The sequence below is a fragment of the Salinivibrio sp. MA607 genome, from assembly GCF_001996245.1.
GTDB lineage: Bacteria > Pseudomonadota > Gammaproteobacteria > Enterobacterales > Vibrionaceae > Salinivibrio > Salinivibrio costicola.
Genome location: NZ_MUFJ01000004.1, coordinates 156,117 through 170,895, shown reverse-complemented (window position 1 = coordinate 170,895; position 14,779 = coordinate 156,117). Strand labels below are relative to the sequence as shown.

At 50.7% G+C, this 14,779-nt stretch carries 12 protein-coding genes; 7 read left to right on the top strand and 5 right to left on the bottom strand.

Annotated features, from left to right (window positions below; translation table 11 throughout):
* Positions 1-170 precede the first annotated feature (170 nt).
* Both BZG81_RS03575 and BZG81_RS03570 read right to left on the bottom strand, forming a co-directional pair.
* A complete protein-coding gene (locus BZG81_RS03575) occupies positions 171-869 on the bottom strand; it encodes a DUF3379 family protein (RefSeq protein ID WP_077576262.1) in 699 nt (232 codons plus the stop codon).
* On the bottom strand, positions 856-1,371 hold the full coding sequence (locus BZG81_RS03570) for a sigma-70 family RNA polymerase sigma factor (RefSeq protein WP_077460328.1): 516 nt from the start codon (positions 1,369-1,371) through the stop codon (positions 856-858). The genes BZG81_RS03575 and BZG81_RS03570 overlap by 14 nt, the downstream gene beginning before the upstream one ends.
* Positions 1,372-1,852: 481 nt before the next feature.
* Between BZG81_RS03570 and fadI the strand changes: the two genes are divergently transcribed.
* Together fadI and fadJ are read left to right on the top strand one after the other, a co-directional pair.
* Complete coding sequence (gene fadI / locus BZG81_RS03565; RefSeq protein ID WP_077460329.1) at positions 1,853-3,163, top strand: acetyl-CoA C-acyltransferase FadI; 1,311 nt, start codon at positions 1,853-1,855, stop codon at positions 3,161-3,163.
* Positions 3,163-5,301 (top strand): fatty acid oxidation complex subunit alpha FadJ, encoded by a 2,139-nt coding sequence (gene fadJ / locus BZG81_RS03560; RefSeq protein ID WP_077676744.1) that lies wholly within the window; start codon positions 3,163-3,165, stop codon positions 5,299-5,301. Before fadI ends, fadJ begins: the two co-directional genes overlap by 1 nt.
* Positions 5,302-5,386: 85 nt before the next feature.
* On the opposite strand, the gene BZG81_RS03555 is transcribed toward fadJ, so the two are convergent.
* Positions 5,387-8,164: an insulinase family protein gene (locus BZG81_RS03555; protein ID WP_198533621.1), complete on the bottom strand. Its 2,778-nt coding sequence runs from the start codon at positions 8,162-8,164 to the stop codon at positions 5,387-5,389.
* Positions 8,165-8,306: 142 nt separating this feature from the next.
* Between BZG81_RS03555 and sixA the strand changes: the two genes are divergently transcribed.
* Positions 8,307-8,792, top strand: a complete 486-nt coding sequence (gene sixA / locus BZG81_RS03550) for a phosphohistidine phosphatase SixA (RefSeq protein WP_077676743.1) — start codon at positions 8,307-8,309, stop codon at positions 8,790-8,792.
* On the opposite strand, the gene smrB is transcribed toward sixA, so the two are convergent.
* A complete protein-coding gene (gene smrB / locus BZG81_RS03545) occupies positions 8,789-9,319 on the bottom strand; it encodes an endonuclease SmrB (RefSeq protein ID WP_021023101.1) in 531 nt (176 codons plus the stop codon). The two genes, sixA and smrB, sit on opposite strands and share 4 nt — an antisense overlap.
* A 121-nt stretch (positions 9,320-9,440) precedes the next feature.
* Between smrB and prmB the strand changes: the two genes are divergently transcribed.
* From prmB to BZG81_RS03525, 4 genes are all read left to right on the top strand, one after another.
* The gene (prmB, locus tag BZG81_RS03540) at positions 9,441-10,373 is read left to right on the top strand and encodes a 50S ribosomal protein L3 N(5)-glutamine methyltransferase (protein ID WP_077576335.1); all 933 of its coding nucleotides are present in this window, start codon (positions 9,441-9,443) and stop codon (positions 10,371-10,373) included.
* Positions 10,374-10,534: 161 nt separating this feature from the next.
* A complete protein-coding gene (gene aroC, locus BZG81_RS03535; RefSeq protein ID WP_021023103.1) occupies positions 10,535-11,596 on the top strand; it encodes a chorismate synthase in 1,062 nt (353 codons plus the stop codon).
* 97 nt (positions 11,597-11,693) lie between these two features.
* Positions 11,694-12,239, top strand: a complete 546-nt coding sequence (locus BZG81_RS03530; RefSeq protein WP_077676742.1) for an elongation factor P hydroxylase — start codon at positions 11,694-11,696, stop codon at positions 12,237-12,239.
* A 10-nt stretch (positions 12,240-12,249) separates the two neighbouring features.
* Positions 12,250-12,528, top strand: coding sequence for a YfcL family protein (locus tag BZG81_RS03525; protein ID WP_021023105.1), 279 nt, complete (start codon positions 12,250-12,252; stop codon positions 12,526-12,528).
* Between the two features lie 145 nt (positions 12,529-12,673).
* Here the strand turns inward: BZG81_RS03525 and mnmC are convergent, their stop codons facing one another.
* The gene (mnmC, locus tag BZG81_RS03520; RefSeq protein WP_077676741.1) at positions 12,674-14,674 is read right to left on the bottom strand and encodes a bifunctional tRNA (5-methylaminomethyl-2-thiouridine)(34)-methyltransferase MnmD/FAD-dependent 5-carboxymethylaminomethyl-2-thiouridine(34) oxidoreductase MnmC; all 2,001 of its coding nucleotides are present in this window, start codon (positions 14,672-14,674) and stop codon (positions 12,674-12,676) included.
* Positions 14,675-14,779 lie beyond the last annotated feature (105 nt).

Genomic DNA, 14,779 nt, shown 5'->3' with positions numbered 1-14,779 from the left:
ATTCGCATCAGGTGAAAGGAAACTCAGCGAACAGCTGTAACGAAAGAGAGGGGAGTTAGCGGGTTGGCTAACGTCGATGATGGGAATCGTCGCTAAAAACAGGCACCTGGTTGTCCAGGAGCCTGTCTGTTAACAGCGTAAGCTGTCGCTGATTAATCCGCAGCTTGATACTAGATTGCAGTGGGCGTGAGTTGTTGCTGTAGCTGCTCAGCCAGTGGAGCGGCCTGGCCGCTGGTCTTGCCCACCACAATGACATTGGCCGATTGTACCGGCAGGCTGACCGAGTGCATTGTGCCATCGCTTTTCTCGGCTGGCGCTTGGCTGGCCGATGGCACCACAAACACCGTATAGGTCTGCCCGCTGGCTCGCATCACCATATGCAGTGCGTGTTGGCCACCAAAGCTGCAATGATTAATATAGGTGATCTCGCCTGGCAACTTACTGAAGGCTTTTCCAAAAGGTTGCAATTTGGCGTTCACTTGCTCAACCGTCGCGGCTTCGTTGATGCCCGCAATAAATGTCTGTTCATGATAGTAGTGATCCAGTGCAGTACGATTTAGATCCGGCGTCGTAATGCCCCAATTTAACTGGCCGAGTGTCAGTCCAAACACAAACGCAATGGATGCTGCCATAGCAAGGTACCCGCGAGTTCGGCGCTCGGGTTGCTCGGTATCGTTGGTTTGTGAAAATAGAATTTTATCGGCTAAGTCCTCAGGCACATCAACGCGAAGCGCTTGGTCTATTTTGCTATCGAGATTGGCGACATCCTCGGCATAGCGTTGATGACGAGGAGAGGCCGCCTTCGATGCCTGTAGCTCGGGATCAGACGGGTCGGCCAAAAGACGGCGTCGAAATTCAAGATCGTCCATACTGTTGCCCTCCTGCCGTTGGATTATCAAGCGCTTCTTTGAGTTGTGCACGGGCCCTAAATAAGCGTGTCATCACGGTGTTTTTATTTAAATCTAACAGTTGCGCAATTTCCTCACCGCTAAAGCCGACAATCACTTGGAGCACCAATGGTTCGCGATATTCCGGGGCGAGGGCGGCAATTTGTCGATGTAACCAGCGCTGCTCCATTGAAGCTTCTTGGCTGGGACGGGTTTTATCTTCCCATTCTCCGTCTTGTATATCGATATGATCGTGCTGTTTGCGCTCAAAACGTCGTGCGTTTTCTCGGCGCAAAATAGTGATCAACCAGGCTTTCGCTGCCTTCTCGTCGTGCAAACTGTCCAAGGATCGCCAGGCACGCAGGCACGTCTCTTGAACTAAGTCTTCGGCGATATGTGGATCTTTGGCCAACCAATAGGCATACCGGTAGAGATCACGGTGCCAAGCGCGTACCAATGCCTCGTAGCGGGCTTGTCGAGTCATGCAGGATGAACCTTTTTTATCGATGCGTCCGTCTATAGACCGAGTGATTTGTCATTTAATTTCAGCTTAGGTGAAAAATCGGCACAAGTTTGATCTGTTTCAATATTGAATCCCTGCAAATCGGTAAAGTTAACCCTGTCGTTATCGGCCATGTGTCGACACTCGTGAGGTTGAGTGAACGGCGTTTCCTTTTTGAATGATATGACTTTCTGTTCGGATCTGGGTGCGGGAAAAGCACTGCACACTTCCCAGATTATCGTTTTGCTTTCCAATCTTTTTTGGGGCTCACGCTAGCGTGTAGCCCCTTTTTTTATGCCGTAGTTTCTTTTCAATCTGCTGTTATTAAATCACTCTCGGTACAGGGTACACGGAACTGTGCGCTTGTTGGCAATCTTACCAATCAATTAAAACGGGTGTTTTAAGCTAGTAACAATTTGGTTACAATCCTGGTCAGACCTGTAGAACATCCTAAGGAGCAGTGATGACGTCTCAGCAACATCTTAAAACCGGCAATGGCGATCGTATTGCCATTGTGTCTGGGCTGCGTACGCCATTTGCGCGCCAATCAACCGCTTTCACTGATGTGCCAGCGGTTGATTTGGGCAAAATGGTGGTACAAGAACTGCTGAACCGCAGCAGTATTTCCCCAAAAGACATTGATCAAGTGGTGTTTGGGCAGGTAGTGCAAATGCCTGAAGCCCCCAACATTGCGCGAGAAATTGTATTGGGTACGGGGATGGACATTCACACCGATGCCTACAGTGTCACCCGTGCCTGTGCGACCAGCTTTCAAGCCGTCGCCAATGTGGCAGAAAGCATGATTGCAGGCAATATCCAAGTGGGAATTGCCGGGGGCGCGGATTCGTCATCGGTCTTGCCGATTGGCGTAAGCAAAAAGCTCGCCCGTACCTTGTTAGATTTAAGCAAAGCGAAAACCATGAGTCAGCGCTTAAAGCTGCTCAGTAAGCTATCGGTTAAAGATTTAGCCCCTGTACCACCGGCCGTCGCCGAATACTCAACCGGCCTCAGCATGGGGCAGACCGCTGAGCAAATGGCGAAGTCACATCAAATTTCACGGGGCGATCAAGACGCACTCGCACTTCGTTCTCATCAGCTTGCCAGTAAAGCGTGGGATGAAGGCTTGCTCAGTGATGAAGTCATGACGGCGTATCCTGAGCCATACAAAGCGTGGATTGGACAAGATAATAACTTGCGTCCCCATTCCACCCTGGAAGATTATGCCAAATTACGCCCTGCATTTGACCGTAAACATGGCTCTGTGACCGCGGCAAACAGTACGCCGCTCACTGATGGTGCGGCGGCAGTACTAATGATGCCAGAAAGCCGTGCTAAAGCGCTTGGACTCGAGGTCTTAGGCTATATACGCTCTTATGCGTTTTCGGCGATTGGTGTGCAAAAAGACATGCTGATGGGGCCTTCGTATGCGACCCCGATGGCGTTAGACCGTGCGGGGATCACGTTGGCGGATCTGACCTTGATTGATATGCACGAAGCGTTTGCCGCGCAAACCCTATCGAATGTGAAAATGTTTGCCTCTGACACCTTTGCCCGAGAGCACCTCAATCGTGATCGCGCTATCGGTGAAATTGATATGGACAAATTCAACGTGCTGGGCGGCTCGCTTGCTTACGGCCACCCCTTTGCTGCTACAGGCGCGCGCATGATCACTCAAACACTGCGTGAGCTGAAACGTCGTGGTGGAGGATTAGCGCTTAACACCGCGTGCGCGGCTGGTGGGCTAGGTGCTGCAATGATCTTGGAGGCAGAATAATGACAACCGATAATACGCAAGCCTTTACGTTAACGATTGCTGATAATCACATTGCTTGGCTGACCATTGATGTGCCTGGCGAGAGTATGAACACCTTGCAAGCGAGTTTTGTCGAGGGCGTTTCAGCGGTGCTGGATCAACTCGAGGGCAACCAGTCGATTAAAGGACTGGTGATTCACTCTGGCAAACCGGACAACTTTGTCGCAGGCGCTGACGTGCGCATGCTAGAGGCGTGTGAAAGTGCCGAACAAGCGAGTGAGATCGCGGGGCAAGGACAAGCCTTATTCTCACGTATTGAAAAACTGCCTTTTCATGTGGTGGCTGCGATTCATGGTCCTTGTTTAGGCGGTGGGTTAGAGTTAGCCCTTGCCTGTCACAGTCGGGTTGCTACTGATTGGGATAAAACGCGACTGGGCTTGCCGGAGGTGCAACTTGGTCTGCTTCCCGGATCGGGCGGTACGCAGCGTTTACCGCGCTTAATAGGCGTCCCCGATGCATTGGACATGATGCTAACCGGTAAGCAGCTTCGGGCGAAGAAAGCGAAAAAACTCGGCGTGATTGATGATTGTGTCCCGAATACGGTTCTGCTTGATGTCGCCGAAGCGTTGGCGCAAAAGTCCAAGCCGAAACGCAGCCGGACATGGCAAAGCTGGATGTTAAGCGGAAATTCGGTAGGGCGTAACCTCGTCTTTGATCAAGCGGGTAAAAAAGCGCGTGCCAAAACGCGGGGTAATTATCCGGCAGCGGATGCTATCTTAGCGGTGGTCAAAAAAGGCCTAGATAAAGGACTAAAAACAGGTTTCGCGGAAGAAGCTCGACAGTTTGGCGAGCTGGTGATGACGCCTGAATCAAAGTCATTACGCAGTCTCTTCTTTGCAACGACCGCGATGAAAAAAGAAAATGGCGCGGACGCTGAGCCAGGTCAGGTTGAACGAGTCGGTGTTCTCGGTGGTGGCTTGATGGGGGCGGGCATCGCCCATGTCTCCGTTGCCAAAGCCGGTTACCCCGTGCGAGTGAAAGATGTCAGTGAAGACGGCATTTTAAACGCGCTTCGCTACAGTTACGCGTTGCTCAACAAAAAGCGGAAGCGTAAACAAATCAGCAAGGCTGAGTTGCAAGCGACCATGATGCAACTGTCTGGTGACACACAAGCCACGACCTTGTCGAATGCTGACGTGGTGGTTGAAGCGGTGTTTGAAGATTTATCGCTAAAACACCGCATGGTGCAAGAGATGGAGTCGATAACAAGTAAAGACGCTATTTTTGCCACCAATACCTCTTCACTGCCTATCCACCAAATTGCCGAAGGCAGCCAGCGGCCAGAGAAGGTTGTTGGCTTGCATTACTTCAGCCCGGTGGAAAAAATGCCTTTAGTCGAGGTAATTCCGCACCAAGGGACCAGTGATAAGACGATATCTACCGTGGTCGAGCTTGCTCGCAAACAGGGGAAAACACCGATTGTGGTGGGTGATAGCGCTGGATTCTATGTGAACCGGATTCTTGCCCCGTACATGAACGAGGCGGCGCGTGTGTTATTGGCTGGCGAAACGATTGAACATATCGATAATGCATTGCTCGACTTTGGTTTCCCGGTCGGTCCTATTACGTTGCTTGACGAAGTGGGTATTGATATTGGGGCTAAAATTGCGCCAATTCTCACCCAGGAGCTGGGTAAGCGCTTTGAAGCGCCAGATGTCTTTGATGTGCTGTTAAATGATGACCGTAAAGGGCGTAAAACCGGTAAAGGCTTTTATCGCTACGATGCCAGTAAAAAAGGCAGCAAAGGTAAGCAGGTTGATAAAAAGATCTATAGCTTATTGAACATTAAACTCAATGCGAGTTTGTCGGGTCATGAAGTGGCCCAGCGTTGCGCGCTAATGATGCTGAATGAGGCGGCACGTTGCCTCGACGAGGGCGTCATTCGCTCGGCACGAGATGGCGATATTGGTGCGATCTTTGGCATTGGCTTCCCGCCATTTTTGGGCGGACCGTTCCGCTACATGGATCATATTGGTATCGAACGTGTGGTGAGCTTGCTCCAAGCGCATCAAAATCGTTACGGTGAACGGTTTGCGCCTTGTGAACGCCTGTTGGCAATGGCGAAAGAAGGCGATGTCTTCTATCCCGATACCGAATAAGCGCGTCGCTTAAAAAAGAGCGAGCGCCAAGCAAAAAAACAGGGCCACAAAGCGCGGCCCTGTTTTTTTATATTTTAACGGTAGGTTAGTCTTCACTGCGCCGACACTGTGCACGGAAAGCCTCAATATCGGTAATAGGGTGAGCGCCGTCTAAGGTGGCATCGTCTTGGTGGTCAATGCCACAGCTGTGCATCACAAGTCTATCGGCGGTTCTTGGTTTTAAGGTATTGACCACAAAGCGTACCATATCAGCGCGTGTGAGCTCAGCCATGGCGTCGGCCACTTGCTCGCGACGTTGATAGTGATAATCTTTGTTGCCAATACTGATCCAGTAACGTTGCGCACGCGCGCGTAAATTATTATCTGGCTCTCGCACCTGGGCGAGTAGGCTCTGTTTGCTGCTCTGCCAACGCGATTCGCTCATCTCCAAGAGCACCATAAAAAACGCATTCAAAAAATCGTCAATCGCCCCCATTAATAACTCAGGGCCTGCCAACGGCGATTGCACGTAAAAAATCAATCCAGGGTGACGATTGAGGGGTAAATTGTTCGCGCCAACCATATAACCAAGTTGTTGTTTAGTCCGTAATTCGTTAAAAAAAGCGGACGACATGAGATGGTTCGCGAGGGTATAGGTCGCCACCGCCTCCGGGTCGGTAGATGCGCTTTGATAATACACCAAGAGCGCGGACTCTGCGTGTCCAAGAGTGCGCTCATAACTGACGGTGCCAACACCGTCGAGCAAGGTCAGCGGTCGCACCGATTCTTGATAGGCTTGCCCTTCTACGCGTAGCGCATCTTTAACGGTGTTGGCCAGTGCTTGCGTATGGTTAAGGTGCCAATTGCCATAGACAAACATATCGACATGGAGGGTGGCGAGCATGGCCTCGACAAACTCAGGTAGATCGCGCAATGTCACCGTCTCTAATGCACTTAAAAGGGCATGATATGGTGGGTTATTGGGTTGCAATAAGCCGGTCATACTGTTGTACAGCTGACTGAGTGGTTTATTTTTCTCGGCATTTTCCCAGCTTCGTTTTAGCTGCGCTTTAATCGTTTCAAAGCGTTCGGGATTAAAACTGCGCTGAGAAAATCGCTGTAAAATCAGCTTGAGTAATAAAGGTTGCTTATCGTTAAAGCCACTGAGGGTTAAGGTCACGCCGCCTTGGTGCGCATACAAATTGTAATTCATGCCCGCAATTTCGGCCTGATACGCTTGCTCATTCAATGCTTCTAATAACATCTCAACGCTAAGCCGGGTCATGACAATATTTTTAACCGTCGCGACCGCATGTGGGCTATCAATGGCAATATAGACATGCCCTTTCGGCACGCGGAAGTGTGGCTCTTGGCCATGCCAGAGACGAAAGCCTGGCAACGTCTCGATTAAGTGCGGGGTGTCACTTTGGTCGGGCTCAACGGGGAGCGGGTGCAGTGCATCGGCAATATAGGGGTTTGGATCCGGTAGGGCGAGCGCTGGCGATATCGAGTCTGTTTTCCATTGTGCGATTTGCTTAGCAGAAAACCGTTTGATGGAATAAGGCGTTTGATACCATTCTGCTTGCTGATCATGGCTAAAGCCTTTTGCCACCAGCATCACTCGAACGTTATCGACGCTCATATGCTGCAACATGGTTTGAATTTGAGTGTGGTCGAAGCCGGCCATCATATAATCCCCATACAAGAGATCGGCCGGTGCGTAATGGTGCATATTCATGACCAACTGACTCACGGTATCAATAGGGCGAAGTGCGTCTTGATAGTGAAAAGCTAACTCTTGCACTTGCCGCTTTTCCTGATAGCGCCAAGCTTGGACACCGTTCTGTCGAATCAATGCGATCGCTTCAAAAACATGGGTGATGATATCGTCGATGTGGCTTAAGCCCAATTCGGTGAGCGCAAAGCCAAGTGTAAACTCGCGAAAGTCTCGCCCACTGATCCCGCCGCCTGCTGAGAGTGTGTTGATATAGCCTTTATTTTTTAATAATGACATCAGGCTACCCGGGCCTTCATAACCGAGCAGATGGGCAATGTAAGATAAAGGCTTGGTACGATATTGATCAGGGCTTTCTGGCACGGAGAAAGTGAGGGTGAGTTTGCGCACCTCTTTAAGCGGCGCAATGGTGACCCATTGATGGCGCTCGGCCTTGGTCACTAGCGGTGCGTCAACGGTAAGCACGGGATAATCATGATTAGCAATCGCGGCAAAATATTGCTGGGCCAGCGCCTCAAGGTCATCGAGCGATTGTGGTCCGGTGAGCGCAACCGTCATCAAATTCGCGCTGTAATTGGCGTGATAAAATGCGATCAAATCATCGCGCACTGATTGATCCGGACGGTCAGCCAATGTTTCTACACTACCGACGGAGAATTTGGCGAACGGATGCTGAGGATTAATGGTTTCTTTGTGAACTTGATAGATACGTCGCACATCATCATTGAGCTTCATGCGATATTCAGCGTCAACTGATTGACGTTCTTTATCCACGGCATCTGCGTCGAAACGCGGTGAAATAAAGAAAGCGCTGAAGCGATCTAAGGCGGGGGCGAACTGATTGGGACGAATATCGAAAAAGAAGGTGGTATTTTCTGTCCCCGTCCAGGCGTTGTTATGGCCACCATGTTGGCTGATAAATCGCTGAAAATCGCCAATCACTGGATAAGACTCAGTGCCTAAAAATAGCATGTGCTCGAGAAAGTGAGCGAGCCCTTGTCGGTCTACCGGATCATGAAAGTGCCCCACATTGACCGACAAGGCCGCGGCGCTGCGATGCGCCTGTGGATCGTTGATCAGTAAAACACGCAATGCATTAGGCAGCGTGATATAACGGTAGTGTTTGTTGTCGTTTGGGCTGACGTACACAAGCAACTCACTTTTAAAGTAAATAAGTTAAGGTTAAGTATGACTACCACTGACCAGAGTCGCAAACCACTTATTTGGTCTTTGGTGTTTTACCTTGGTAGCATGCAGCAAATCTCAGTATAGAAGTGTGGGTATTAACGCGATGAAATTGATCATAATGCGTCATGGCGAAGCACAAGCTTTCGCGGCCAGTGATAGTGAACGCGGATTGACCGCGCATGGCGAGCAACAAAGCCAACAAATGGCAACCTGGCTCCAGCAGCAGCTTAACGGGCAGGCCATTGATAAAGTACTCGTCAGTCCGTATTTACGCGCGCAACAGACATGGCAAGCATGTGCGCCTCTATTGCCTGCCGCTGGCGAAGTACTCACTGAAGAGGGTATTACGCCGTATGGAAACAGCGATCAGGTCCATACGTATCTAAGCGCGATGATAGAGGTAGATAATCCCGGTGTGATTTTTTTGATCTCACATTTACCGCTGGTTGGCTACTTGACCAATGAATGGGTAAAAGAGGGCCAACCGCCAATGTTTGCCACCTCGGCAATGGCGATCATTGACGTTGACACAGCGACGCAACAGGCGTCACTGGCTACCCTGATGTCGCCACGTCAGCTCGGACGCTAACGCTCAGGCACTTCGATTAATACCAAGAGGGCAGCATCGCCACCAAACTCGCGTGGCGCTTGATGAAACGCCATCACGCTGGGATGCTGGGCGAGCCAGAGGGGGATTTTTTCTTTGAGGATGCCTTTACCAATACCGTGCATCACGCTGGCACAGCCGGTCCCCTCTTTGACGCACTCGGCGAGCATCGCCCCGAGCTCTCGCTTTGCCTCGGTTTGGGTCATGCCATGTAAATCTAAATAGATATCGGGCACATAGACGCCACGACGAAGCCGTTTGACTTCGTACTTAGAGACGTCTTGCCGCGCATAGTGCATGGGCCCTGACTCCGTTAAAAGTGGCTCAAACTGATCGGAGAAATAAAAGGCATGGTCGCTACTTTGCCGCTCAAACTGGCGTTGTTTACGTGGTTTGCTCATCTGGCGTTGTGGCGGGTTTATGGTATCCTGCTCCAACTTTTTTGCGCCTTTGACGGCATCACGGAATAGTGCTAACTCCTCTTCCGTCATCGATGGTTTTTTGCTCATAAAAAAACTGTCTCCGAGGTAATAGGCTCATTGTACAATCAGCCAGCTCAAAATGCTGCTTATTGTACTGACCTAGCGTCAAAGGGCGACCCCAAATTGCATGAAGCCGATGGAGGCCAATGTGGATACGATTTTTACTGAAGAAGTGGTCAGTGAGTTACATACGCTGCAAGACATGCTGCGCTGGACAGTCAGTCGTTTCAATGCGGCAGGGTTATTTTACGGCCATGGCACTGACAATGCTTGGGATGAAGCGGTTCAGCTGGTACTCCCGACCTTATATCTTCCTATTGATGTCCCGTCTGAAACCCGTTTTTCTCGCCTAACAACCAGTGAAAAGCATCGTATTGTTGAGCGTGTGATTGCGCGTATTAACGATAAAACGCCGGTCGCGTATTTGACCAATAAGGCCTATTTCTGTGGTTTAGAGTTCTTTGTCGATGAACGGGTGTTGGTGCCTCGCTCTCCGATAGGTGAGCTCATCCAACAAGAGTTTGCCGGTATTTTGCCGCATGCACCGAATCGAATAATGGATCTGTGTACCGGCAGTGGCTGTATTGCGATTGCCTGTGCTTACGCCTTCCCCGATGCCGAGATAGACGCGGTTGATATTTCCACCGATGCGCTCGATGTTGCCGAAATCAATATTCAGGATCACGGCTTGGAAGAGCAAGTGATCCCAATCCGTTCCGATTTGCTTAAAGAAGTGCCACAAGACAAATACGATTTAATTGTGAGCAACCCGCCTTATGTCGATGCAGAAGACATGGACGACTTACCGGATGAGTTCCGTCATGAGCCTGAACTGGGCCTCGCCGCGGGGACGGATGGATTGAAGTTAGTGCGTCGAATGCTTGCCAATGCGCCGGATTATCTTAGCGAAGACGGTGTGTTGATCTGTGAAGTGGGCAACTCCATGGTGCATATGCAAGAGCAGTATGGTCATTTGCCCTTGCATTGGCTTGAATTCGAGCAGGGAGGCCATGGTGTCTTTATGATCACGCGTCGCGATTTAGTCACCTGTGCCGATGAATTTGCCCTTTATCGCGATTAATGCGTGCCTTTGCTCGTGTTACTTAGCCAGCCCTTGTGCTGGCTTTTTTCTATTTAGGAGGCGAGTCAGCGGATTTTTTTGCGTCTTTGGTTGCTTTATGGTTAATTGCTAACAAAGTATGCAAAAACACAACAATGCCCATCAGGCAAACAGAGGAAGGCATGGCAGGCAATACGATTGGACAAATTTTTCGCGTCACCACCTTTGGAGAAAGTCATGGCGTGGCGTTGGGCGCTATTATTGATGGCTGCCCACCGGGGTTAGCGCTGACGGAAGCAGACATGCAACAGGATCTGGATCGTCGCCGGCCGGGCACGTCTAAGTACACCACGCAGCGCCGTGAGCCCGATGCGGTCAAAATTCTCTCTGGTGTGTTTGAGGGCCAAACCACCGGCACATCGATTGGGTTGATGATTGAAAACACGGATCAACGCTCAAAAGATTATTCCAAAATCAAAGATGTGTTTCGTCCAGGCCATGCTGATTTCACCTATCACCATAAATATGGCGTCCGTGATTATCGTGGCGGCGGTCGTTCGTCGGCGCGTGAAACAGCCATGCGCGTGGCAGCCGGTGCGGTGGCTAAAAAGTACCTTGCGCAAGAGCACGGCATTCAAGTGCGCGCTTATCTGGCGCAAATGGGCGAGGTCACCATCGATACCGTAGATTGGGCGCAAGTTGAGCAAAACCCTTTCTTTTGCCCAGATGTGAATAAACTCGAGGAATTGGATGCGCTGATCCGTCAACTGAAAAAAGACGGAGATTCAATCGGTGCCAAGCTCACCGTGGTGGCAGAAAACCTTCCTGTCGGTCTTGGCGAGCCGGTGTTTGACCGTTTAGATGCCGATATTGCCCATGCGTTGATGGGGATTAACGCGGTGAAAGGGGTCGAAATCGGAGATGGGTTTGACGTGGTGAATCAGCGTGGCAGTGAGCATCGTGATGAAATCCACCCGGACGGGTTTGCCTCGAACCATGCGGGAGGCATTCTTGGCGGTATCTCTTCAGGGCAGCCACTGGTCGCGCACTTGGCATTAAAGCCCACCTCTAGCATCACAGTGCCGGGTAAGAGTATTGATGTTCATGGTGACGCTGCCGATGTGGTGACGCGAGGCCGTCATGATCCTTGTGTGGGGATCCGTGCGGTGCCGATTGCCGAAGCCATGGTGGCAATCGTACTGATGGACCATTTGCTCCGTCATCGTGGGCAAGTTGGCCGTTAAAAGCCGGCCCGCCAATTCACACACGCTTCATGTATCTTGTTATTTGTTGACGCTCCCCCCGTCATTTGTTGGCGGGGCATGTTTGTAAATTTCCCCTATGACTCATAACTATCACGATTTAATTCAACTGTTTAACCAAACCTTTCTCGCGACTTTTAACACCGAGCTGTTATTGGGCGGCGATGAGCCTATTTATCTGCCGTCGAATTCAAATCACCCGCATCACCGCGTGATCTTTGCGCGTGGTTTTTTTGCCTCAGCGCTACACGAAATCGCACACTGGACCATTGCCGGTGAGAAACGCCGTCAACTGGAAGATTATGGCTATTGGTATCACCCCGATGGCCGCGATGCTGACACGCAAGCCGCGTTTGAAGCGGTAGAAGTGAAGCCTCAAGCGATTGAGTGGATCCTTGCGGCAAGTTGTGGTTTTCGTTTTCAAGTCAGCTGCGACAACTTAAGTGGTGTAGAGCCCGATCGCCATGCCTTTGCGGGCAAAGTCCGTCAGCAAGTCATTGATTATTTATCTGACGTAGAGGCAAGCCCGGCTTTGCCCGTGCGCGCTAAGCAGTTTTCTGATACCTTGCGAGACTTTTACGGTGTCTCTGCTCTGGGGCCCGATGACTTTACGTTGCCCAGCTAAGGTTAATAAGATGAAAGTTCAAGATTATGAAGCACGCATTTTGGCATTAATCGATGAGATGGTAGACACTGCCTCAGACGATGAATTATTTGCGAGTGGCTATTTACGCGGCCACGTCTCGCTGGCGGCTGCGGATTGTGAGTTAGAGGGCATGGATGAAGTGGCGTCATTAAAAGCGCGCGTGGACACTAGCTTGTCGAAAAATGCGAGTGAACTCTCACCGGGCGATCAACGCTTGGTCGGGGCGCTTTGGGATCTGCTTCAGCAACAAGTCGAAAAATCGGCTTAATACTGCAATACCGCGCTTATTAATAACTGCGCTTTTCAACTCCTGTTCTGCGGTATCCAGTGATTATCAAGCCATCGCCTCGACGATGGCTTGGTTGTTTTTACCCACACTTGCTTGTTTTTACCGGTATATAACTAACCATTCGCTACACCGCTTTACCTTTTAGCAGTTTGCGGACCCACATGCGTCCCGGGTGCAGGGTATCGAGTACTGACTGTGGCAAAGGCAAGGGCTCATCACATAACTGAGCGACGAGGATTTCTGCGGCGAGAGGCGCGGAGGTAAGACCGCGAGAACCAAGCCCCAGAAGGCAATATAGCCCAGGGTAAACAGGGACGGAACCGGCTTTTTCCTTGTCTTTTTGCAGGGTTTGGTAGGCCCAAAGTAGTGCGTCGTAATTACACACATTGCCGATAAATGGCAGGTGGTCGCGACTGGCACAGCGCACACCAACGCGTCCTGTTTCGGCAACAGGTACATGATGCGCCCAATCAGTGTCAATACAGTCGGTTAAGCGCTGCTGGTTTTCAACCTGATCGGCCGATTGAAATTCAAGGTCGGCATTGTTGCGCGCATAGCTTGCGCCTAAGCAATGTTCGCCAGCCTGATTTGCCGGTGTTAAATAGCCCTCAAAACATAACACCGTGTTCAGTGCGCGGAGGTCAGCATTGGTGGGAACATGGCTCACTTGGCCGCGCACGGGGTAAACCGGAATGGGCGCCGTTTGGTCAAAGTTATCCGCTTGGTGCCCATTGGCGATAATCACGTTCTGGTGACACAGCTCACCGTTGGCGGTACTCAGGGTCCAACCATTATCCGTTTGTGTTAACGCATTGATGTGACAATCAAAATGCGCGCTTAGCTGTCCGCGGGTGATAGCGGCACCAATCACGCCTGCGGTAAACTGTTGCGGACTGAGCCAGCCGCCCAGCGGGTAAAACACACCGGCATGCCCAGTTTCTACCCCCACTTTTTCTGTCACTGCGTCTTGGCTTACGCGCATGACCAGTGCCTCAGGAAATGCGCCATGGAGCATTTTTTCGAGCTTAGAGGCGCTTTTCTTGTCATAGCCTAGTTGGGTAACACCACACCAGTCATGTTCAAAGGCAATGCCTTGTTCAGCCTGTTGGCGAATAAACTGCCGAGCAAATAAAAAAGCGGGCGCAAAAAACTGACTCAAGTTGTCGTTGTTGCCATTAAGGAGTGGATAAACCGCTCCTTGCTGATTTCCGGATGCGCCTGCCGCTGGCTGCGGGTCTTGGCAATAAAGCGTGACTTGCTTGCCTCGCTGAAGTAATGCGCTAATCAAGGCTGCACTGGCAATACCACCGCCAATAATGGCAATGTCATCCGCTGTTGCGGCGGATGTGCGCGCATACCAAGGTGGATGGCTGGCAGTGGCTTGGCGAGCAGGCAAAGCGCCCGCTAACATTTCTCGCTTGTGACCAAAGCCTTTTACCTTTTTCATGTCAAAGCCGGCGTCAATCAGTCCACGGCGGACAAAGCCGGCCGCGGTGAAAGTCGCGCAGGTACACTGCTCTCGCGCAAGTCTTGCCATGCCATTAAATAAATCCTGGTTCCACATTTCAGGGTTTTTGCTTGGGGCAAAACCATCTAAATACCAGGCATCAACAATCCCTTTCTGACCTGTTGGTACTTGTGGTAACCAATCTTTAATATCCCCAAACCACAAATCGAGTGTAATCTGACCATCAGCTAATACAATACGTTGACAACCCGCTAACGGTACGGGGTAATGGGCGCGAAGTTGTTCAGCATAGTTTGCAAGCTCTGGCCAAGCTTGATGGGCACGCGCGAGATCTTCTACGGTCAAAGGGTACTTTTCAAAACTGATAAAGTGGAGGTGCGTGACGGTGCTATCAAGGTTAGCATGGCGGAATTGGTCAAAGGCATGCCAGGTGGCGAGAAAGTTTAGCCCGGTCCCAAATCCGGTTTCTGCAATCACAAAGCGTGACTGAGTTGCCGTATGCCAACGTTCGGGTAACTGATTTTGCCCCAGGAACACGTAGCGCGTCTCAGCTAAGCCGTCGTGATTGGAAAAGTAGACGTCGTCGAACTGATCAGCAACAGGCGTACCTGTATCATTCCAGCTGATTTTTGCATGGTCGATTGAGGGAGTGCTCACAAATGCCTCATACACAGGAAAGAGAAGATGGAAATTGTACTGATAGAAAGGAAAGCTGACCACTTATCAGCTTTAAAAACGCTATCATCCACTGCGAAATTAACG

What these genes read in the sequence shown, in the direction of transcription:
- BZG81_RS03575 (WP_077576262.1), bottom strand. Translation starts at nt 869, where the DNA reads ATGGACGATCTTGAATTTCGACGCCGTCTTTTGGCCGACCCGTCTGAT.
- BZG81_RS03570 (WP_077460328.1), bottom strand. Translation starts at nt 1,371, where the DNA reads ATGACTCGACAAGCCCGCTACGAGGCATTGGTACGCGCTTGGCACCGT.
- fadJ (WP_077676744.1), top strand. Translation starts at nt 3,163, where the DNA reads ATGACAACCGATAATACGCAAGCCTTTACGTTAACGATTGCTGATAAT.
- aroC (WP_021023103.1), top strand. Translation starts at nt 10,535, where the DNA reads ATGGCAGGCAATACGATTGGACAAATTTTTCGCGTCACCACCTTTGGA.
- smrB (WP_021023101.1), bottom strand. Translation starts at nt 9,319, where the DNA reads ATGAGCAAAAAACCATCGATGACGGAAGAGGAGTTAGCACTATTCCGT.
- sixA (WP_077676743.1), top strand. Translation starts at nt 8,307, where the DNA reads ATGAAATTGATCATAATGCGTCATGGCGAAGCACAAGCTTTCGCGGCC.
- BZG81_RS03525 (WP_021023105.1), top strand. Translation starts at nt 12,250, where the DNA reads ATGAAAGTTCAAGATTATGAAGCACGCATTTTGGCATTAATCGATGAG.
- fadI (WP_077460329.1), top strand. Translation starts at nt 1,853, where the DNA reads ATGACGTCTCAGCAACATCTTAAAACCGGCAATGGCGATCGTATTGCC.
- BZG81_RS03530 (WP_077676742.1), top strand. Translation starts at nt 11,694, where the DNA reads ATGACTCATAACTATCACGATTTAATTCAACTGTTTAACCAAACCTTT.